Genomic DNA, 19,783 nt, shown 5'->3' on the forward strand with positions numbered 1-19,783 from the left:
TATCCCGACTCATCGGGAAGTCCTACTTACCCGCACAGAAAGTCCGAAATGAAAGTTTCGGACTTTTTTTGTGGCATAGGACGAGTTCCGAAGCTTCGGAATATCCCGTTCATTGGGATGTCCAATTATCCGCATTTCAAAGGAAAACCCTTAAGAACATTAGTTTAAGGGTTTTTATTTTTTTGAAAATGTTATCGAAAATTATTTTATATCTATTTAATAAGTAAAATAATATACTGCCAAAAGAATTAATGCAAGTATGAGAGTAGCTGGCCACATTGATTTAATACTTTCTTTTCTTTTACTTTCTTCATATTCACTTGTGTTTATGAAAATGTAGTCATAAAGAACAATAAAGAATAACCATTCGATTTGATTTAATAATTTAAGAAATAGTCTTGATATAAAATTGTAAGCGGATAATAAATTAAAGAAGTCCCACCAAATAAAAACTACTCCAATTATAAAGACAATTGCAATCCAAGGAAATGGTTTTACTTTTATAAAGCTAAATCTTATATTTAAATTTAATACTTTACTGTATGGTATTATTAACACATCGCTAGGAATTAGTTTCCATTCCTTCTTTTCTTTGTCATACCTTTTAGGATAAGTCAAATAAATTGCTTCTAAATCTCCATTTGAGCAAAGTGTATGCTCAGTTAGTAAACCGGAATATAAAATATTTTTCCCGTCTTCAGTATTTACTAATGCATCAACATTTGAACATTGGAACTCACCTTTAATGTGTCTGAACTCTCTAAAATCTTTAATCTCCCCTGTAAAATAGTAATGCCAATGATTGCTAAATCTTAATGCTTTAAATTTTCTATCTAACTTTAATTTTCGGACTAAATGATAACAACCCATACCTGAAATTAAAGAAGTTGTTAATAGAATTGCGAAAAATGTCAAGATATTGTATATAACTTTAATATCAAAAATCCATACAGGAATTTTATTTTTAGAGACATATTGGTAAAATTCAGAAACCGTATCGCCATTTATTTTTTCAAAAAATTCAGCATAAACCAATATTGAAACAATCTCTATAGCTAATCCAAATATAATGCTGTAAAAAATTGAGTGTGACCAAGACTTTGAATCAAATTGTTTGGAAAATCCGCCTTGAAAATAGGCTCTCCTAAAGATAAATCCAGGAATTAAAACAAAAATTATAATTAAAAGTGTGTGAAGAACACTTTCCATATTATGAATATGTAATTATCGTTACCTTTTCACCATTTTTTTTCTCAAATGTCTTTGTTCTTTCTTTTTGTTCAACATTATTTTTGTCTGAAATAAATTCAATAAATTCATGTCTTGTTTTATCATCAGACAACAAATCGATGGCTTCCTTACCCAATAATTGACCGGGTTGCACACCGTTATCAAAATTTTCTTTTATTCCGTGGAATAAATTTTTGATAGTCTCTAAGATTATAAGAAATGGATTAGACATGATATTGCTGTTGTTGTTATTTTATAAAAATACAAAATTGATGAAAGCAGTTGATAAAATTATTTGTTAAATATAATCTGGCATTTTTATTTTATGATTGCAAGACACTTAAGTTGTCTTTTAATTTTAATGTTCTAATAGTCCTGTTAAACCTTAATAAACATTCTAATCCAAGAAAACTGTATTTTGTTTTAGTTCATCACTTAAATTAGACAAATTCATAGTGGGCAAAGTAATTGGTTTTAATCCTGATAGATTTGTCAGAGTCGAAATATATGCGCGGAGATAAGGGAATAAAAGAGCTGATGCATTGTTGTAAAAAAATGAACTTATGTCGTTATTGTCTTCTGCAGGTTCGAATATAAAATTCCCTATAGCATCTATTTCAATATTTACAGTGTTATTTGAGTTATTTATTTTAACTCCAAGTTTCAGTTTAAAGCTATTCTCAGCTTTTTTTACAACTCCTGAAGTCTTAAAAGACAGACTTAATCCTTGATTTTCATTAATGGATTCTTCATTTAATTCTATAACAGACTTAAGTATTTTATATCCTTGGAATTGAAATTTTGATAATGCCATTTTTTAAGCTGCTAAAGCATAGTTGTTTTCACCGGCATATTCCGGAAAAATATTTATAAAATTATACGCTGGTAGGGATGATACTTCTCCTAATAGACAAATCGCGCCTTTGAATTCACTGATTAACTCAAAATTTGCATTTGATATTTTATTAAGTGAGTTTTCAGAAATAAATAAAATGTTTTCATTAGGATATAAATTTTCAAACTCATCCTCTATTTTGGTTTCTGCAATTTTGTATTTTTCATTAACATAAAAACTCAATGGAGTTATCTCAACCAAGTGTGAATTCCTATTAGAACGGAATTCATATCTGATGTTAGATTTTGGAAATTGAAGAAATAATTCTTTTAATTTTTGTTCCAAAAATTTAACTGAATTTATCATTTTAAATTTTTTTTAATTTCTGATATTATATTTTTACTGAGTGCTAAACATTTTTCACTTTCATCGATTATAATTTCCTTATCATAGTAGTCAGAATCAATACGAAAATCTTTTAGATCTTTTAGTTCTCTCTTTATATCTTTGAATTTACTAAAGTCTACTTTTTTTCTGAATTCATTTAGACAGTTATCAATAATGTATCCATGTGTGCCGCCAGGATATATTCTACATTCGGATTCAATATAGTCATATGTTAAATTTTGAAAATTCTTTAAAGTAAATTTTAAAAATTGGAAACAAGCGTAGTACGAACAATGAACACTAGGTGCGTGCAAGGATTTTTTAATTAACTCCTCAGCGGCATCTATATTAAACTTTGATTTTTGAAATAAATTACTCAATACTTATCTTTTGCAAAGTTATGTACATTCCTATTGATAAGATGCAATCTGTTAAGGTATTTAACACAATCAAATATATAAAGTTTTGGAAATCGTTCAGCAAAAAAATCGATTAACTACATATTTAGACGAAGAAATCATATTTACCTTATAAATTTTATTTTTTTCTTTCCAAAAATCATACGCACAGAAAGCTCTAACGAAAGTTGGGGCTTTTTTTATTGTTATGATTTAGTTAATAATATGTTTACAGTTTATTGTTTCTGAGTGTTTTAATTTTTGAAAATTCGATTATTTTTACAGCATCAATCCTAATTTGATGTAAAATCTTTTATTCTAATGAAAGGGAAAAAGCTTATGATAACTGTGGTACTGGGAATTTTTGGATTTGTTTTATTAGCACTGTCGGGTTATTTGCTATATAAAAATAGTTCCCATTCCATTTCGGCAGAAAAACAAAAGCAATTGGATGAAGCCATCAAGCAAATTGAGGTTTTGAACGCAGAAATTGTTGAAAAAGACAAAATTGTTGACGAAGCTGAACAAAAGATAAAAACCTTAAGATTTGATACTTTTACTTTATCCGCCGGACAAAATATTCCTATTATAGAAATTGTGGATAATGATTTAAGCGAAGGAAATACTTCAGAAGAAGGTTCTAAGAAAGTACACAAATTAATGTACCATCACCAAATCAAATTCTCCTTAGTCAATGCCGGTAAAAGTTCCTTAAAAGACGTAATCTTTTCCATTAAAGATGATTATAATAAAGGCAAGGAGAAAAAGAAAATGGCCAAAGCAGTTGCCAGTGTTGATTATTTAGGGAAAAAGGTAAATGATGCGGAAATGGGTGAATATGAAAACATTGAAGTCAATACCCTTAATTTAAAATCAAAAAAACTCCTTTACACCAGTAATTTGCCTGCAAGTTTTGGCGTTGCTGATTATCAATACCATGTGATTGTAGAATGGAGTCAAGGCTTTTACCAAATGTTTATCAAGATTGATGAAGTCGATGGAAAGTTAAAATACAACTATGAATTTTTTGATGTCAACGGCAATACGATTGATTTCAATAATCTCGAAAATAGTATTAGTAATTAATAAAAAGTCCCGATTCAATCGGGACTTTTTTTCAGCTTATTTTCCGGAGGAAATCCAATTATTGATTTTCTTTTCTAAAAGCGCTAATGGCATTACACCTGATTCCAGTACTTTTTGGTGGAAGACTTTAATATCAAATTTATCTCCCATTTTGTCTTGTGCTTTTTGACGCAATTCCAAAATTTTCAATTGCCCTATTTTATAAGACAAGGCTTGTCCGGGAATGGCCATATAACGTTCGATTTCGGCGATGATACTGGCTTCACTTTCAGCTTCGTTTTCTAAAGAATATTTGATGGCTTGTTCTCGAGTCCAACCTTTAGCATGGATGCCGGTATCAACCACTAAACGAATCGCACGATGCATTTCATTGCCTAACATCCCAAAATATTGATACGGATCTTTGTACAATCCCAATTCTTTTCCTAAACTCTCCGTGTATAAAGCCCAACCTTCGCCATAAGCGCCAAACCAATTGAACTTTCTAAAATCAGGTAAAAGTTCGTTTTCTTGTTGTAATGAAATCTGGAAATGGTGTCCGGGAATCGCTTCGTGTAAAAACAAATCCTCATCGCCATAATAATTGTAATTGGCTACATCAGGAATCGGAACGTAAAATGTGCCCGGTCTGCTACCATCGGCTGCACCTTGAGAATATTCGGCACTGGCAGTATTTTCTCTGAAGGCTTCCGTTCTTTTGATTCGGAAAGCGGTTTTGGGTTGCAAAGAGAAAAATTTGTTTACATTAGGTTCAATGATTTTGTGTACTCTTTCAAAATTAGCAATTACTTCTTCCGGGGTTTTAAAAGGTTTTAATTCGGGTTTGTTTCTCACATGATCAAAAAACTCGATAATGGTGCCTTTGAAGCCTACTTGCGCTTTCACTTTCTCCATTTCCGCTTTGATGCGCGCTACTTCTTTTAAACCTAATTCGTGAATTTCTTCAGGTGTTTTGGTGGTGGTTGTCCATTGTTTTACATAGATTTTATACAAGTCATTTCCGCCTTTCAAACTACTAATTCCACTAGTGGTTCGGCAAGCCGGAACATAGTCGGATTTCATAAAAGCAATGAACTTTTGAAATTGTGGTGTAAGTTTGGTGTTGATTAAGTCGGCATAAGCTTTAGAAAATTGGTCTTTTTGCTCTTGCGTAAAATCCGCCGGGAATTTTTTGCAGCTCGAATAGAATAAATTGTCTTCCACATTAGGTGTGATTACATCTTGAAATTGCGGAATTATTTTTTCTGCCAAAGCTTTTGGTAAGACTACTTTTTCTTGAATTCCTTTTTTCATATACACCATCGCCGAGTCAATCCACACGGAATAGGCATCCATTCTTTTTAGGAAATTTTGATAGTCTTTTTCGGTTTTAAACGGTTGGGCACTTTCTCCACTGGCGAATTGTCCCATGGTTAAATGTGTTCCCCAAAATTGATGAATGGGTGTTAAATTGGCATTTTGTTTAAGCAAATCTTTTCCAATGGAAACTTCCCAAGCGATGATGTCGAAACTGTTCTTTTCTTCTTCTGATAATGAAGTGGTATCAACACTAGCTAGTTCTTTTTCGTATTTGGCGAAAAATTCCGCTTGCTTTTTTCGGTGGGAATCGGTCATTTCGAAAACCAGTTGGTCATTGAATTGGCTTTGACCATTTTGAGTAGCTTCTAAAGGGTTTAACGCATTTTTGTAATCAAAATAGCTTTTGGTAATAGCATTGATGTCGCCTTGTTTCTCATCAGATTTACAGCTTACAAAAAGAAGTGCCGATAAAAACACTGCAGAAAATGAATATAAGTTTCTCATGTTTAGTGGTTTAGTTGAGGTAAAACTATTGGTTTTTGGTGAATGGTTTTGTTAACAGAATGATAAATTATCCGTGATATACTCTTGAAGCGATGATTTTATTTTCTTTGATTTCCAGGACTTCAGCGACTAACATATTGTCTTCATTTTCCACCGTTCGAATGTATTCCATAAAAACGCGATCGGAATTGGATGTGAGTGACGTTACTTTGTAGTTTAAGGTTGGTAATCTATCAAAAGCGTCTTGCCACCAAGTGCGCAAGGCATCTTTTCCGGTGACCAAACCATTGGTTTCAGGATGACGGATTTTTAGTTTGGGGCTGAAATGTTCTGCTTCGTCATCGTATAAGGATAGAAGTTTTTCAAGGTTGTGTGCGTTGAACGCTTCAAACCAAAGATGGGCAATTGAGAGGTTTTTTTCTGCTGACATAGGATTGGAAATAAAAAGCCTCAATTAATTGAGGCTTTTGTAATGGTAAATGTATGATAATTTTTTATACGTTTTTCAAATTGATGATTTCCTGTTCTGTTAGGAAACGCCAATTGCCACGCGGTAAATTCTTTTTGGTCAAACCGGCAAAAGCCACACGGTCTATTTTCAAGACATCGTATTTGAAACTTTCAAAAATAGCACGAACTACTTTTACGTTTGGGGTTCTCAACTTCAAACCGATTTCAGTTTTAGGTTCGCCTTCGATGTATGAGATTTCATCAACGTATAATTTATGTCCGTCTAAAGTTACGCCGTTAGAAATTTTTTCTAAATCTTCAAATTTTAAATTCTTGTCTAGAGAAACTTGGTAGATTTTAGCAGATTTTTGATTCGGTAAGCTGAATTTTCTAACCATATCCGTATCGTTGGTAAAAATCAACAATCCCGTAGTGTTTTTGTCCATTCTTCCAATCGGTTGGATTTTGGCGTTGGTGGCACCGCGAACCAGTTCCAATACATTTCTGTAATCGTCATTGTCCTCGTTGGAAGTGGTAAAGTTTTTAGGCTTATTGAGCAAAATGTATTCTTTGCGTTCCGGTGTTAAAGTTGCGCCGTCAAAGTTGACTACATCGCCCGGTTTTACTTTGTAACCCATTTCGGTTATGACGATATTATTCACTTTCACATTTCCGGATTGGATGTAAATATCGGCATCACGACGGGAGCAAACGCCTGAGTTGGAGATGTATTTATTCAAACGAATGTCATCCGATTTTAAAGGTTTCGGGACATTATTTACGGGTTTAACTGCTTTTTTTGGCGCGGCATCACCAGTGGTTGGTTTTACTTTTTTCGGGCCTTGCGCTCTTTTTTGCATGGCTGGTTTAGGCTTATTAGAGCTTGGTCTCGAACTGTTCGGACGTGAACCACCTCTTTTGTTATTGCCTTCATTCTTGTTCATAAATTCTGTAATTTATGGCAAAGATACGTATTTCAATGGCTTATACCGCCGATTAAAATGCTATGGTTTGATTTTAGCCCCGGTTGTCCCGAAGTTTCGGGAAAAATCCTCGTAGAGATTGTAATGGAAAACGGGAACAAGGTTTAGCAATTGCTCTTAAGTTTCGCTCCTAACGAACAATCGTTTCCACCATCTTTTTGCCGTGAATTAATACCGACGGATCGATGAGTACGATGCAAAATACGCCCGAAACTACTAGGAATTTCAGGATGTTGTGGAGTTTTAGGTAATCGGGTTTGGAATCAGATTTCCAAAGTTTTTGCAGGAAGAAAATCAGGACAATCATGCTGACGTAGAAGTAGATATCCATGTAACCGACTTCGAAAACTTCGACTAAATAATAGATGGGAATGATGGTTGAAACGGTCAACAGCGTGATGATTTTTTTAGAAAATGCTTCGCCGAAAAGCACCGGAACAGTTTGATAATCGTTGGCTATATCGCCTTTGATGTTTTCTAAATCTTTGATCATTTCACGAATGAGAATCAATAAAAACAGAAAGGTTGCGTGTGCAAAAATCTGCGGATAAAGGTTTTTATAGTATAAAAGAATGGCGAAAAATGGTAAAACGGCTAGGAATGATGCGGTTAAATTGCCGACGATAGTAATTTTTTTGAGTTTATGCGAATAGAACCAAATTAGGAAAATGTATGCGGAAAAGAACAAAACGGCACGAAAAGAAACTAAGAAAGCCAACAAGAAAACGATAAAGTTTACTGAAAAATAAACCTGCAGTTTGGTTTTTTGACTGACTAATCTATCCAATTGAGATTTGTTGGGGCGATTAATTAAATCTTTTTTACTGTCATAAAAATTGTTGATGATATAACCGGAAGCAATCGTCAAACTTGAAACTAAAACGATGATGAACAAGTTGAAATCGAGTAGGACATCGAGCGCTCTTTTTTCGGGAGCCAAAATGAATATGGCCGATAAATATTGAGCTAAGGCAATAACCGGAATGTTATAACCGCGAACCACCGAAAACATGCTGATGACTTTCAGTAAAGTGTGTTTGGTTTTTCGGCTTAACATTTAAAAGAGATTAAAATTGGTAAACCACTTCCAATTTGTAATCTTTCAGGGATTGTTTTGCCTTTTCTAAATCTTCGGTGAAGCCTAGAATATAGCCTCCGCCACCAGAACCACAAAGCTTTAGATAGTAATCATTGGTGTCAATTCCTTTTTGCCAAAGACCGTGAAATTGTTCCGGAATCATCGGTTTGAAATTGTTTAAGACTACTTTAGACAATTGTTTAGTATTGGCAAATAAAGCTTTCATATCGCCGCCAAGGAAATTTTCTACACAAGCGTCGGTGTATTTGATGAATTGCGATTTTAACATTTTGCGGAAGCCTTCTTCTTTTAGGTTTTCCATAAAGATGTTGACCATTGGAGCGGTTTCGCCAACGATTCCGGAGTCTAACAAAAACACAGCGCCTTTTCCGGTCGCACTTTGAGACGGAATGCCGGTGGCTTCGATATTGTCTTTGGAATTGATTAGAATCGGAATGCTCAAATAGCTATTTAATGGATCAAGACCCGAACTTTTTCCGTGGAAGAATGATTCCATTTGAGAAAAAATCGCTTTAAGTTGTAATAGTTTTTCGCGGGTTAAATTCTCGAGAACTGTGATTTTGTCGTTGGCATATTTGTCATAAATCGCAGCAACCAAAGCACCGCTACTACCAACACCATATCCTTGCGGAATACTGGAATCGAAATACATACCGCGTTCTACATCGGTTTTTAAAAGGTCTAAGTTGAAAGTCACTAATTCGGGTTGGTCTTTTTGGAGTTGCTCCAAATAGGTTACAAAACGGCGTAAACTCGTGTTAGATTTGATCGCTTCTTCGGATGGATTTTCGTCCACTTTCAAAGCGCCGTTGTAAAAGTTATAAGGAATGGATAAACCTTTAGAATCCTTTATAATTCCGTATTCTCCGAAGAGAAGAATCTTTGAGTAAAATAATGGTCCTTTCATATAAATTTAATTGCTCCTGTTCCAATTGCATCACAAATATAGTTACCATTTTGACAATAGCCAACTAATTCTGTAGTAATAAATTGCATCACGTCAACTCTAACGTTTTCGGGATACAAAATATGCACGTTGGCTCCGGCATCTAGGGTAAAACATATGGGAATATTCGTTTCGTTTCTGAACTTCCAGATTTTATTGATGATTTCCAACGTATTGGGTTTCATTAGGATAAAATAAGGAATCGACGTCATCATCATGGCGTGAAGGGTTAAGGCTTCGCTTTCGACTATCTTGATGAATTCGGTTAAATCACCATTTTCTAGAACTTTTTTGATGGCGGACAAATTCTCATGCGCTTGCGCAAAACGTTGTTCGGCGAAAGGATGGTTGTGCATTAAATCGTGTCCCACCGTACTTGAAACCTGCTTTTCGCCTTTATCCACTAGTAGAATGGTATCTTGGTAATTCTTGAAATTGTCGTGAATCTTAGATGAAAATTCCACTCCGAATAAATCAGAACTGCCATTGACTTCAGCATGATTTCCCCAAACAACAACACTTCCTTTGATACTTCGGCATGCGCTTCCTGAACCTAATCGGGCTAAGAATGAGGCTTTTTGGTTAAAGAAATGGTCTGTCATTTCAGTCCCGAAGTTTCGGGATAGTGCTTTTTCCAAAGACATGATATTCATTGCCAAAGCCGCCATTCCTGAAGCGGAAGACGCAATTCCGGAACTGTGTGGAAAAGTATTTTCAGTATCGATGGTGAAATGATAGTCTTTTAAGTAAGGACAATAGATTTCGATGCGTTCTAAAAACTTTTGGATTTTTGGTTTGAAATCGTCTTTGGTTTTTCCTTCGAAAAGCAAATCGAAAGAGAAATTATTGTCGTTTTGTTTTTTGGCGAAAGCCAATTTCGTAATCGTTTTACAATGGTTTAAAGTAAAACTGATAGACGGATTGGCGGGGATTTGGTTTTCTTTTTTGCCCCAATATTTTACTAAAGCGATATTGCTGGGTGCGCTCCATTGAAAATTTCCTTCTTCGATTATTGTGGAAAATGGTTTCGAAATAAAATCCTTTTCGGAAAACATAGGTTTGTAATTTGGACAAAGATACATTTTTTATAAAAAGGACATTGTTTTGTTTAGTATATTTGAACAATATTTAAACAAATTTAACATGCAAAAGATTTTAAGAATAGTGCTCGTTGTGGCCACGTGTTTGGTTGTTGGGTATTTATCCGGAGTAGTTACACGTGAAAGTATAACGACTTGGTATCCAACATTGGTCAAGCCAGTTTTTAATCCGCCAAATTGGATTTTTGCCCCGGTTTGGACAATGCTTTACATTATGATGGGTGTTGCCGGCGGTATGATTTGGAACCGAATGGAAACTGATGAAGAAAATGTGAAAAAGGCGTTTAGGTTTTTTATGTACCAATTGGGGTTGAATGCGCTTTGGTCTTATTTGTTTTTTGGATTGCACAATCCGCTATTGGCTTTGATTGAAATTATTTTACTTTTGTTAGTGATATTTGAAACTTATACACAGTTTAAAATAATTGACAAAGTCGCCGGAATGTTGTTTATCCCGTATCTGGCTTGGGTGAGTTTTGCTACTGTGCTCAATGCCTGTATTTGGTGGTTGAATAGATAAAAAATCCCGTCTCAGTAAAAGACGGGATTTTTATTTTAAGACTATTCAATTATTGAACTACCAATTTCTTGATGGTTTTGAAGTTGTTTCCGGTGTTGATTTCTAATAAATAAACGCCTTTTGACAAATCGGATAAGTCAATTATTGTTTGATGGTCAGACAAGGAAGAAATTGTTTTTATTCTTTTCCCAATAATGTCGTAGAAGATAATTTCTTTCAGGTTTTCGGCTGCATTGGTTACACTAACGGTAAGCAGTTGGCTTGCTGGATTAGGATACATAAGAATAGTGTTGGCTTCAAAAGTGTCAGTACCCAAAGTTTCCACAAATTCCGTGTTAAAAGTATTGGTCACAATCGGCGGATTGTAATCAAAGAAAATCGATGCAGTGTTCGGAATGATATCGCCAATAGCATAACCGGCTTTGGGTTTGATTCTGAAATAAACATAACCATGGCCATCATTGATGTTGATACTACTTGGTGGTAAATTGATGTCGAAGAAATGCCAAGTCAATTGATTCCCTTCGCGTCTTGTGTTTACTGTATGACTTGCGTTAAGCATCTCAAAAGTATTTTCATTCAAGTCGGCATGAAGCACATCTTCCACTCGGATAAACTCAGCATTAGCTGTTCCGGTATTTTCGAAACGAATGGTGTAATACAAATAATCATTGGCCGTGAAATCTTCAAAAACGATTTGGCCGCCATGGGATTCTGCTTTGTCATTCGGGTCATAGGAACCTATAATAATTTGGGATAAACTAGCATTGTTGTTGTTTGGAAAATGATCAGCAGCAATCGGTTCTATCGCTGCCGAATTCGTTAAAACATCTCCTAAACTAACCGTAGGAATCGTTGGGACCTGCATTTGAACATAAATGTAACGTTGTTCATTTGGTGCCAAATTGCTAAACGTATAATTAAAACCTGAGGCAGTACTGTTTGTGCCACTTTGTGAAATATTGACAATCGAAACAACAGGACTTTTAGTAAAAGAAACCATTCCTGAGTTAATGGTTTGGGTTCCTTTATTTTTATACGAAATGGTATTAAAATAAGTAAATCCGGGTCTTGGAGCTCCACTTGGGATTAACTGGACTTCCAAATCGTTTAGTACTTGAAGTTGTGTGATTGGGAAATAGTAAACATTGCTTCCGCTTCCTGTTGGAAGAGTGATGTTGGTGTAATTGGAACCCGAATTAAAATAAGATGTGTAATTAGAATTAACTACAAAGGATAAATCATAGGTGTTGGTAGGATTACTATCAAAAATATAGAAATTACCAGCATTGGGATAACCATAGAGTGGTGTTCCTGAATTATTGATTTGGTATTCAAATTGTCCATCGTTGAAATCTATTTCGCCTAAATCTTTTACGCCATTGTTATTGCTGTCTAAAAAAGCAACCAAATTTAAACTTTCCGGACACAATCCGTTATTGGTACAATCTATAGTGCAAAAAGTCAATGGTCCAGCCCAAGGACTGTTGTCTCCGGTAACGGGTGCATTCGCACAAATGGATCTCACATAAAAAGCATAACAAGTGTTTGAATTTAACCCTGTAACAGTATACGGATTTGTTTGAACAAAAATGCCATTAGCGTTAGGTAACGGATCGGGTGATCCCAAAGGTAAAATAATCACTTGCCACAAAGTATTTGCACCACCGCTTGTCCAGGAAAAAGTTGTTGAAGTACTTGTCGACATCATAGCCGCCAAATTAGTAGGTGCAGGACAAGTCGGAGCACAATTTTGTGTATTCAATGTTAAGGTAGTTACCGTAAAGCAACCGGACTGAGTATTTTCAACTCTAGCAAATAATGTTTGCGTTCCGGGATTAATCAAAGGAATATAGCCACCATCTCCAACAGGATTAGCACCCATTTGAGCATCAATCTGTGTTTCATAAAAGGTAACGGTAAATCCAGCACTGCCGGGAATTAATTGACCAATCGCATCATTTAAATTGTAAATCGCCAACTCAGTCGGATCACAAAACTGCAATATGGCCGGATTGGCAATAGGAATAGGAAGCACTTCAATGGTTAAAGTAACATAACTGTGTTCTCCTAAATTATTGGTAACTCTTACCCCTAAAGTCATTATAAATTGAGAGACATTTACATAAGAACCCGGATTGAGAATGGCATTGGTGTTGTTTAAAGCGTCTTGAGAAGATGGGTAAAACAAAACTGTATTTTCCGTTGGGTTGAGCCCGTTTAATATCTCGGGAATTTTTGTGGTCAAATCAAAAGTTTCGAAACCAATCATTGGTGGTTCGTCACATAAAAGATAAGGAGTTGGTTGTGCAATTTGTGCATTTACACTGATAGTAAACAGTAAAAGGAGTAATAGTTTTTTCATGGGTCAGCAATTTTACAATCCAAATTTAGCTGATTTTGAATTAACTATGAAAAAAAATATAAGAATTTTTTTAATGCAAGCTCACCACTTTAGCAATCTTCCATTTCCCGTTGATTTGTCTCCAAAAAATGGTAAACCGACTCACTTTTTTAGGTTCATCTGGCGGATTGGTATTGTTACTGAAGGAGTGCAACCCAATTTCAATAGCACCATAATCTTTAATCGGATAAACTTCTATGCTGCCCGGAACGAGCGTCCGAGTCACTTTACCGCAGATGTGTTTTTTAGTGCCTTCTAGGATGTCTTTTTTCGAATTGGATAAACCGCCTTGGTCATGGTAAAATTCGATATCCTCTGAATAGAAATCGGCGTAAGTTTCAAATTTAGTATCGCAATTATTATAAGCGTCAAAAAACGAACTGTCTTGTTTTACAATTGCCTGATATAATTCGAGATTATCCGGTTGGTAGTTTTTAGTCAGTTGAAAACTATTTGGCTTTGAAGTACTACAACTTCCCAGTAAGAGAATAGCTGAAAATAGTACAGAAAAAGTGATTGTTTTTTTCATGATGCGATAATTGAATTAGCTGCAATAAACCCGCTCGTCCAAGCATTTTGGAAGTTAAAACCACCGGTAATCGCATCAATATTGACAATTTCGCCTGCAAAAAATAAGTTTTCATGCAACTTGCTTTCCATCGTTTTGAAATTGATTTCTCTTAAGTCGACTCCGCCAGCCGTTACAAACTCTTCCTTAAAAGTACTTTTGCCATTCACTTGAAATTGTCCGTTGGTGAGTTGGTTCGCCAAATTAGTCAATTGTATTTTAGTCAAATCGGCCCATTTCATTTCATTATCTATGCCCGAAGCCAAAACCAAACTTTCCCAAAGTCGGTTAGGAAACTCGAAAGGCGATTTTTTACTCACGACTTTCTTGGCATGTTCCTGTTTGAGTTCTTTCAAAGTTTCCATCGCTTCGTCAAAAGTCACATCATTAAGCCAATTGATTTCGATTATAAACTGGTATTTTTTTTCCGCCAAAATAATCGCACCCCAAGCCGAAAGTCTTAAAATTCCCGGACCCGACATTCCCCAATGTGTAATCAATAATGGTCCGGATGCTTCCAGTTTTGTGCCTTTGACTTTTACACTAGCGAAAGCCGAAAGGCCCATTAAATCTTTGATTCGAGCATCTTTTATATTGAAAGTAAAGAGCGAAGGAACTGGTGGAATTATAGTATGATTCATGCTTTCGAGCAATTCCCAAATTTTCGGATTGCTACCGGTAGTCATGACCAATTTTTGACAAGAAAAGGTTTCATGATTCGTTTCCACTTTCCAATAATTATCGGCATGAAAGAGCGATTGCACGCTTTGACCGGTTAGGACATCGATTTTTAATTTCTGGGTCAAGCCCAAAAAACAGTCGATTATTGTTTGCGAGGAATCTGAAGTCGGGAACATTCGGCCATCGTCTTCAATTTTCAATTCGACGCCGTGTTTTTCAAACCATTCAATCGTGTCGCCCGAACAAAATTGGTGAAACGGACCACGCAATTCTTTTTCGCCACGCGGATAAAATTTGACCAAATCATTCGGCACAAAACAAGCGTGAGTAACATTACATCTTCCGCCGCCGGAAATGCGCACTTTTTCCAACACCGTTTTGCCGCGTTCTAAAATAGCGACTTTCAGTTCTGGATTGTTTTCAACGATGTTGATGGCTGTAAAAAAACCAGCTGCACCGCCGCCTACGATGATAATGTCATAGTTTGAGTTCATAGTCTTTCCGGGAAATCGGTGATGATACCGTCAACTTCCAATGATTGCACAAAGGTAATATCTTCAGGTTCATTTATCGTCCATGCAAAAACTTTAAATCCTTTTTCTTTTATTTTTTGAACTTTTTCAGGGGTTAGTAAGTGGTAATGAGGATGAATTGTTTCGGCTTTGATGAATTTGGCGAAAGCCAGTGCTAAGTCTAAATCAGTTTCGGTTAAAACACCAATCCGAATGTTGTCATCGTGAAAACGCACTTCCTGCAAAGCATTCCAGTCAAAACTGGAAATCAATATTTTATTTTGGTCGAAAGTATTTTTTGTTATCAAATCTAAAACGCTTTGCGTAGCCGAAAACGCTTTGATTTCCACATTAATCTCGCATCGATTGTGAACCAATTCGAATACGGCTGCCAAAGTTGGAATACCTAATTTTTGCAATTCTTTGGCGCTAAAATCGGTCACCAAACCACTATTCGAAGTTGTTCGGTCAACGGTTTCATCGTGAATAACCATCGGTATTTTATCCAAACTCAACTGTACATCAAGTTCGATCATGTCAACGCCCAAATCGATAGCTTTTTGGAAGGAAGCCAAAGTGTTTTCGGGTAAATGACCTTTCGCACCGCGATGACCGATTTTGAGCATGGTTTTTAACATTAAGATAGTAAGGTTTTCATTAAGTTCAGTTAAGCCTTAATGGAAATCTTAATTTCCCTTAACTTCTTAATGGTAAATTTTTCTGATTACAATTTCTCTAGTAAAACAATAGTAAAATTGGTATCCAAAGTCACTTTGCCATTTTCTACAACAACGGATAAATTCGAATAAGCATCTCTGACTTTAGTGCCATTGGCAAATACAGTTCCGACTGAGATTTCTTTTGGTCCTTTTGGCAAATCTAAACCAACGACTACTTGGTCATTGAAACTACCTTTGCTGTAAGTTCTGCTGAAAACATACGGCGATTGCGAAATCATTTGGTGAACACCGGCGCCAACTGCAGGATGGTTATTTCTAAAGGTTCCCAAGAGGCTGTAATGCATCAACAATTGGTTTTTGATTCGGTCAAATGATAAATCTCCCCAATTCATAAACGAACGCAACGTAGCATCGCCTTGCGTGCCTTCGATTTCGAGTGGACGAGCAATTTCATCTCCGTAATACACTTGTGAAATTCCCGGTGCCAATAACAATTTGGTTCCGGCTTCGAAAATCTTTTCGCGTTTTTTGTCGAAAGGATAACCGTCGTCATGTGACGTTACGTAGTTCATTACTGTGTTGCCTTTTAAATCGTTTTGCAAGATATTTGAATATTTGGAGAACAACTCTTCATAGTTCATTTTGGCTTCATTTCTAAAATCGAAATTGATTAAGCCCGTAAAACCATTTGCATAATAATCGACTTTTTTATCTCCGAAATCGTATAATCTTTTCGCCCCGATATTGTAACCGTAGACTTCACCAACCGTGAAGAAACCATTGTTGTCTAACACTTTTGACGGATTGTTCTTTTTGAAATCGGCAAAGGCTTGGTCGCAAACTTTTTTGAAATCGGCCCAAATATCTTCTTTGGTATGTTTCACGGTGTCAACTCTGTAACCGTCAATGCCGTAATCGGTGATATAATCCGAAAGCCATTTCATAATGTAATATTTCGGTGCTCGCGGATAACCTGTTTTTTTGAAGAAAGCATCAAGTTCGGCTACTTCTTGTTCGTAACGACCTTCTTTTTTCCATTTTTCGACTAACATTGGTGGTAAAGCCACGTTTTCGTTGCTTTCGGTTTTTACATCCGGAAGATTTTCTACCAAAGTACAGTTGATGTAAGTGTCGTAAGATTGATAAGTACATTTAGGCGAAGTACGAACCCAATCGCTTGGATAAACCGGGTCAAGTTCAGTTACCGGACCGGTGTGATTGATTACTGCATCTAGCATAATTCGGATACCTTTCGCATGGGCTTTTTCGACTAATTCTTTTAAGTCTTCTTTGGTGCCGTAACTTGGGTCGACTGCTGTCCAATCTTTCGTCCAATAACCGTGAAAACCATAAGTGTTTCCGGTGCCTTCATCGACTGAACCGTGAATTTGCTCCACGACCGGTGTCATCCAAATGGCATTGATTCCAAGATTAGTAAAATAACCTTCCTCTAGCTTTTGAATTACGCCGCGAATATCGCCACCTTCAAAGCCACGCAAAACGCTAGTTGGTTTGTTGCGGTTGATGATTTTATCGTTTTCGGGATTGCCGTTTTGGAACCTATCGATTAAAAGGAAATAGACATTCGCACTTTCCCAAACGAAAGGTGTTTGAGATGATGGTGGTTGTTTTGAAGCCGCTTCTTTGGTACAATTACAACCAATTAATAGGAGTGAAGCCGATAGCGTAAGCAGTATATTTTTCATATTAGTATTCAATTTTAATTTCAGAAGTTGTTCCTTTTTTCCATTCAACCGGAATTTGTAAAGGTTCGTTAAAGGTTTTGAAAACCATTTCTTGTCCGTTAACCAAAATGCGTTTGGCCTTGATGTTGTGAATCAATACTGAAACTGTTTTGTCAGATGACAAATAATTTTTGCCAACAGTTGAGGTTAATTTCAGTACCAATTCTTTGCCATTGTTATTGCTGTTGAAATTCAATATTTCGTATTGACCTTTTTCAAAAGCTTGAGGCGTTTCACCGTTGTCGTTGTATAATTTTCCGGTGGAAGTTTTCACTGTTTCGTCAAAATAGAAATGCAAATTGAAGTTGTCCACCGAATATTTTGAAGTATTCTGAATCGTTTCAATCATCGGAACAAAACTACCGCCACGAACGAAAGTTGGGATAGCAGTTTCTTCTACTTTTACGGTTTCAGTTGAACCTGCATTGTATTTTTTACCCGTATAAAAGTCAAACCAATTGTTGCTTTTCGGGAAATAGACTTCCGTAGAAGTTACGCCTGATTTGGTTATTGGTTTTACCAAAAAGGCATTACCCCAAAGGTAGCTTTCCTTTTCGTTCAATAACTTTTCATTGGTTGGTTCTTCAAAGAATAACGGACGCATTAACGGTGTTCCTTTTTGGTTGTTGTCGAATGCCAAAGTATAATTGTAAGGCATCAATTGGTAACGCAATTCCACTGCTTTTTTGGCTTTGGCTTTGGTGTGAACATCTTTATAAGCCACTTCCGAAGCCACATCTTCTTGCGCATGCGGACGGAAAATAGGATTGAAAACACCGTATTGCAACCAACGCAAATACAATTCGTTGTCGAAATAATCTCCGGCAAATCCGCCTAAATCCGAGTGCATATAAGCCATACCTTGCATACCCATTTGCATCGCGATTTCCATTTGTGATTGCAAACCGCCCCAACTTCTGGATACATCGCCACTCCAAGGCATCATTCCGAATCGTTGCGAGCCCGAATAACCGGCGCGCATCAGGATGAATGGTCTTTGGTTTGGAAAATCTCTTTTATAACCATCAGCGATTAACTTGGCCCAATTGTGCCCGTAAATGTTATGGACTTCATCCGCTTTTCCGGCAGCAGTCATGGCTTTGGATGGAAAGACTTCGGGTTCACCCAAATCGCCCCACATGCCGCCGACGCCTTGGTTGATTAATCTTTTGTAAACATTCCAAAACCATTGGTTGCCTTCGGGTTTGAAAATATCTACTACACTAGTGTTTCCGAAATAGAAATCCCAAGTCGCAGGTTTGCCTGATTTATCGGTAACCAATATTTTTTTATCGACGGCTTCTTTCCATTTCGATGAGGTTGTTAATATAAATGGTTCGGTGATTAGAATTGTTTTGACGCCTTTTGCCTTTAAATCAGCTATCATTTTTTCGGGATTAGGGAATTGGTCTTTGTCCCATTCGAGATTGCCCATTGTGCCTTGAACGGTTTTGCCAAACCAATACAAGTCGAGGATAATCGCATCAACCGGAATGCCGTCGGAGTTGAAACGGTTAATCGTTTTTTCGACTTCTTCTTGGGTATGATAACCAAATCGACTAGAGAAATTACCTAATGTCCAGCGCGCCGGCATCGGTTGTTTTCCGGTTAAATCGGTATAATTGGCCACCAAATCTTCCCAAGTATCACCTACAATAACTTGATAGGTTTTTCGGCCCGAAATTGTTTCGTATTCTAAAGTGTTGTTCTTCTTGCTGTCTAAATCCAAATGACCAATCGCTGCGTTGTCAAAATGCACGGCGTATAATTTGGAAGACAAAACTAAAGGAATACAAAAGTTCATCAACTCGGCCCGGGTTTCGTAACCATAATGTGCTCGGTTGTACAAAGCCAAGCGATTACCGCGACGGTTCATGCCTAAAGCGCGTGCTCCGCCACCGAATAATACTTCGGAGTTGTCTAGGTTGAACTGTAAAACTTCAGTGCTGTCCTTTTTGATGTAGCCGTTTTTTTCCGACAATAAAACTTTGCCTTTGTTGGAATAAGTGATTCGGAAAGGTGATTTATTGATGACTACTGTAATGTTGTTGGTGACTAAAGAGATTGAACTGTCTGTTTTAGAAACCGTGGCGTTGATTTTCTCTTGTGTTTTGATGACGGCATGTGAATTCGGATTGAATACTTCGCTGTTTGGAATGAAAGACGTTTCGACTATTTTATTCGAGTACGCTTTGATGCGATAGGTTCCATCATTGGTTTTGACTTCCAAGAGATTGTTTTTCCAACTGTGGGAAAGGTAATTTCTATTGGCATTTTGGGCAAATGATATAGAGGTAATTAGTAATAATAGAAAAAGTTTCTTCATTTTCTTTTTAACATTAAGAAGTTAAGGTCT

The 19,783-nt window shown here is 36.4% G+C and carries 19 protein-coding genes; 2 read left to right on the forward strand and 17 right to left on the reverse strand.

The window, feature by feature from the left end; all coding sequences use genetic code 11:
- Positions 1–216: 216 nt before the first annotated feature.
- From ACK4R1_RS03620 to ACK4R1_RS03640, 5 genes are all read right to left on the reverse strand, one after another.
- Positions 217–1,209: a hypothetical protein gene (locus ACK4R1_RS03620; RefSeq protein ID WP_409683754.1), complete on the reverse strand. Its 993-nt coding sequence runs from the start codon at positions 1,207–1,209 to the stop codon at positions 217–219.
- Between the two features lies 1 nt (position 1,210).
- Positions 1,211–1,462: a hypothetical protein gene (locus ACK4R1_RS03625; protein WP_409683757.1), complete on the reverse strand. Its 252-nt coding sequence runs from the start codon at positions 1,460–1,462 to the stop codon at positions 1,211–1,213.
- A 165-nt stretch (positions 1,463–1,627) separates the two neighbouring features.
- Entirely contained in the window at positions 1,628–2,044 is a 417-nt protein-coding gene (locus tag ACK4R1_RS03630; protein WP_409683760.1) for a protein-export chaperone SecB, read from the reverse strand.
- 3 nt (positions 2,045–2,047) lie between these two features.
- The gene (locus ACK4R1_RS03635; RefSeq protein WP_409683763.1) at positions 2,048–2,431 is read right to left on the reverse strand and encodes a hypothetical protein; all 384 of its coding nucleotides are present in this window, start codon (positions 2,429–2,431) and stop codon (positions 2,048–2,050) included.
- Complete coding sequence (locus tag ACK4R1_RS03640) at positions 2,428–2,832, reverse strand: hypothetical protein (protein ID WP_409683766.1); 405 nt, start codon at positions 2,830–2,832, stop codon at positions 2,428–2,430. Before ACK4R1_RS03640 ends, ACK4R1_RS03635 begins: the two co-directional genes overlap by 4 nt.
- Positions 2,833–3,171: 339 nt before the next feature.
- Between ACK4R1_RS03640 and ACK4R1_RS03645 the strand changes: the two genes are divergently transcribed.
- On the forward strand, positions 3,172–3,936 hold the full coding sequence (locus tag ACK4R1_RS03645; protein ID WP_409683769.1) for a hypothetical protein: 765 nt from the start codon (positions 3,172–3,174) through the stop codon (positions 3,934–3,936).
- A 36-nt stretch (positions 3,937–3,972) separates the two neighbouring features.
- Here the strand turns inward: ACK4R1_RS03645 and ACK4R1_RS03650 are convergent, their stop codons facing one another.
- The 6 genes from ACK4R1_RS03650 to ACK4R1_RS03675 form a co-directional block, all read right to left on the reverse strand.
- Positions 3,973–5,739, reverse strand: coding sequence for a DUF885 domain-containing protein (locus tag ACK4R1_RS03650; protein WP_409683772.1), 1,767 nt, complete (start codon positions 5,737–5,739; stop codon positions 3,973–3,975).
- Positions 5,740–5,806: 67 nt separating this feature from the next.
- Complete coding sequence (locus ACK4R1_RS03655; protein ID WP_409683775.1) at positions 5,807–6,169, reverse strand: nuclear transport factor 2 family protein; 363 nt, start codon at positions 6,167–6,169, stop codon at positions 5,807–5,809.
- Positions 6,170–6,233: 64 nt separating this feature from the next.
- Positions 6,234–7,133, reverse strand: a complete 900-nt coding sequence (locus ACK4R1_RS03660) for a pseudouridine synthase (RefSeq protein WP_409683778.1) — start codon at positions 7,131–7,133, stop codon at positions 6,234–6,236.
- 169 nt (positions 7,134–7,302) lie between these two features.
- Positions 7,303–8,229 carry a geranylgeranylglycerol-phosphate geranylgeranyltransferase gene (locus tag ACK4R1_RS03665; RefSeq protein WP_409683781.1) on the reverse strand — a complete coding sequence of 309 codons (927 nt, stop codon included), beginning with the start codon at positions 8,227–8,229 and terminating at the stop codon, positions 7,303–7,305.
- Positions 8,230–8,239: 10 nt separating this feature from the next.
- Positions 8,240–9,178, reverse strand: coding sequence for a mevalonate kinase (locus ACK4R1_RS03670; protein WP_409683784.1), 939 nt, complete (start codon positions 9,176–9,178; stop codon positions 8,240–8,242).
- A complete protein-coding gene (locus ACK4R1_RS03675) occupies positions 9,175–10,272 on the reverse strand; it encodes a diphosphomevalonate/mevalonate 3,5-bisphosphate decarboxylase family protein (RefSeq protein WP_409683786.1) in 1,098 nt (365 codons plus the stop codon). Before ACK4R1_RS03675 ends, ACK4R1_RS03670 begins: the two co-directional genes overlap by 4 nt.
- Before the next feature lie 88 nt (positions 10,273–10,360).
- Here ACK4R1_RS03675 and ACK4R1_RS03680 point away from each other — a divergent pair, with 88 nt between their 5' ends.
- A complete protein-coding gene (locus ACK4R1_RS03680; protein ID WP_409683789.1) occupies positions 10,361–10,837 on the forward strand; it encodes a TspO/MBR family protein in 477 nt (158 codons plus the stop codon).
- A 49-nt stretch (positions 10,838–10,886) separates the two neighbouring features.
- Here the strand turns inward: ACK4R1_RS03680 and ACK4R1_RS03685 are convergent, their stop codons facing one another.
- From ACK4R1_RS03685 to ACK4R1_RS03710, 6 genes are all read right to left on the reverse strand, one after another.
- Positions 10,887–13,202, reverse strand: a complete 2,316-nt coding sequence (locus ACK4R1_RS03685) for a T9SS type A sorting domain-containing protein (protein ID WP_409683792.1) — start codon at positions 13,200–13,202, stop codon at positions 10,887–10,889.
- A gap of 70 nt (positions 13,203–13,272) precedes the next feature.
- On the reverse strand, positions 13,273–13,770 hold the full coding sequence (locus ACK4R1_RS03690; protein WP_409683794.1) for a nuclear transport factor 2 family protein: 498 nt from the start codon (positions 13,768–13,770) through the stop codon (positions 13,273–13,275).
- Positions 13,767–14,984 (reverse strand): NAD(P)/FAD-dependent oxidoreductase, encoded by a 1,218-nt coding sequence (locus ACK4R1_RS03695; protein WP_409683797.1) that lies wholly within the window; start codon positions 14,982–14,984, stop codon positions 13,767–13,769. The genes ACK4R1_RS03690 and ACK4R1_RS03695 overlap by 4 nt, the downstream gene beginning before the upstream one ends.
- The gene (locus ACK4R1_RS03700) at positions 14,981–15,628 is read right to left on the reverse strand and encodes a glycerophosphodiester phosphodiesterase (protein WP_409683800.1); all 648 of its coding nucleotides are present in this window, start codon (positions 15,626–15,628) and stop codon (positions 14,981–14,983) included. The genes ACK4R1_RS03695 and ACK4R1_RS03700 overlap by 4 nt, the downstream gene beginning before the upstream one ends.
- A 98-nt stretch (positions 15,629–15,726) precedes the next feature.
- Positions 15,727–17,388 (reverse strand): alpha-amylase family glycosyl hydrolase, encoded by a 1,662-nt coding sequence (locus ACK4R1_RS03705; RefSeq protein ID WP_409683803.1) that lies wholly within the window; start codon positions 17,386–17,388, stop codon positions 15,727–15,729.
- 1 nt (position 17,389) lies between these two features.
- Entirely contained in the window at positions 17,390–19,753 is a 2,364-nt protein-coding gene (locus ACK4R1_RS03710; protein ID WP_409683805.1) for a TIM-barrel domain-containing protein, read from the reverse strand.
- Positions 19,754–19,783: the final 30 nt, after the last annotated feature.

This window comes from Flavobacterium sp., assembly GCF_046293665.1.
GTDB lineage: Bacteria > Bacteroidota > Bacteroidia > Flavobacteriales > Flavobacteriaceae > Flavobacterium.

Excerpts from the sequence above, each read along its gene's own strand:
- ACK4R1_RS03635 (WP_409683763.1), bottom strand. The coding sequence starts at position 2,431 with ATGATAAATTCAGTTAAATTTTTGGAACAAAAATTAAAAGAATTATTT.
- ACK4R1_RS03680 (WP_409683789.1), top strand. The coding sequence starts at position 10,361 with ATGCAAAAGATTTTAAGAATAGTGCTCGTTGTGGCCACGTGTTTGGTT.
- ACK4R1_RS03625 (WP_409683757.1), bottom strand. The coding sequence starts at position 1,462 with ATGTCTAATCCATTTCTTATAATCTTAGAGACTATCAAAAATTTATTC.
- ACK4R1_RS03650 (WP_409683772.1), bottom strand. The coding sequence starts at position 5,739 with ATGAGAAACTTATATTCATTTTCTGCAGTGTTTTTATCGGCACTTCTT.
- ACK4R1_RS03620 (WP_409683754.1), bottom strand. The coding sequence starts at position 1,209 with ATGGAAAGTGTTCTTCACACACTTTTAATTATAATTTTTGTTTTAATT.
- ACK4R1_RS03685 (WP_409683792.1), bottom strand. The coding sequence starts at position 13,202 with ATGAAAAAACTATTACTCCTTTTACTGTTTACTATCAGTGTAAATGCA.
- ACK4R1_RS03630 (WP_409683760.1), bottom strand. The coding sequence starts at position 2,044 with ATGGCATTATCAAAATTTCAATTCCAAGGATATAAAATACTTAAGTCT.
- ACK4R1_RS03690 (WP_409683794.1), bottom strand. The coding sequence starts at position 13,770 with ATGAAAAAAACAATCACTTTTTCTGTACTATTTTCAGCTATTCTCTTA.
- ACK4R1_RS03660 (WP_409683778.1), bottom strand. The coding sequence starts at position 7,133 with ATGAACAAGAATGAAGGCAATAACAAAAGAGGTGGTTCACGTCCGAAC.
- ACK4R1_RS03670 (WP_409683784.1), bottom strand. The coding sequence starts at position 9,178 with ATGAAAGGACCATTATTTTACTCAAAGATTCTTCTCTTCGGAGAATAC.
- ACK4R1_RS03700 (WP_409683800.1), bottom strand. The coding sequence starts at position 15,628 with ATGCTCAAAATCGGTCATCGCGGTGCGAAAGGTCATTTACCCGAAAAC.
- ACK4R1_RS03645 (WP_409683769.1), top strand. The coding sequence starts at position 3,172 with ATGAAAGGGAAAAAGCTTATGATAACTGTGGTACTGGGAATTTTTGGA.
- ACK4R1_RS03655 (WP_409683775.1), bottom strand. The coding sequence starts at position 6,169 with ATGTCAGCAGAAAAAAACCTCTCAATTGCCCATCTTTGGTTTGAAGCG.
- ACK4R1_RS03665 (WP_409683781.1), bottom strand. The coding sequence starts at position 8,229 with ATGTTAAGCCGAAAAACCAAACACACTTTACTGAAAGTCATCAGCATG.
- ACK4R1_RS03675 (WP_409683786.1), bottom strand. The coding sequence starts at position 10,272 with ATGTTTTCCGAAAAGGATTTTATTTCGAAACCATTTTCCACAATAATC.
- ACK4R1_RS03695 (WP_409683797.1), bottom strand. The coding sequence starts at position 14,984 with ATGAACTCAAACTATGACATTATCATCGTAGGCGGCGGTGCAGCTGGT.
- ACK4R1_RS03705 (WP_409683803.1), bottom strand. The coding sequence starts at position 17,388 with ATGAAAAATATACTGCTTACGCTATCGGCTTCACTCCTATTAATTGGT.
- ACK4R1_RS03710 (WP_409683805.1), bottom strand. The coding sequence starts at position 19,753 with ATGAAGAAACTTTTTCTATTATTACTAATTACCTCTATATCATTTGCC.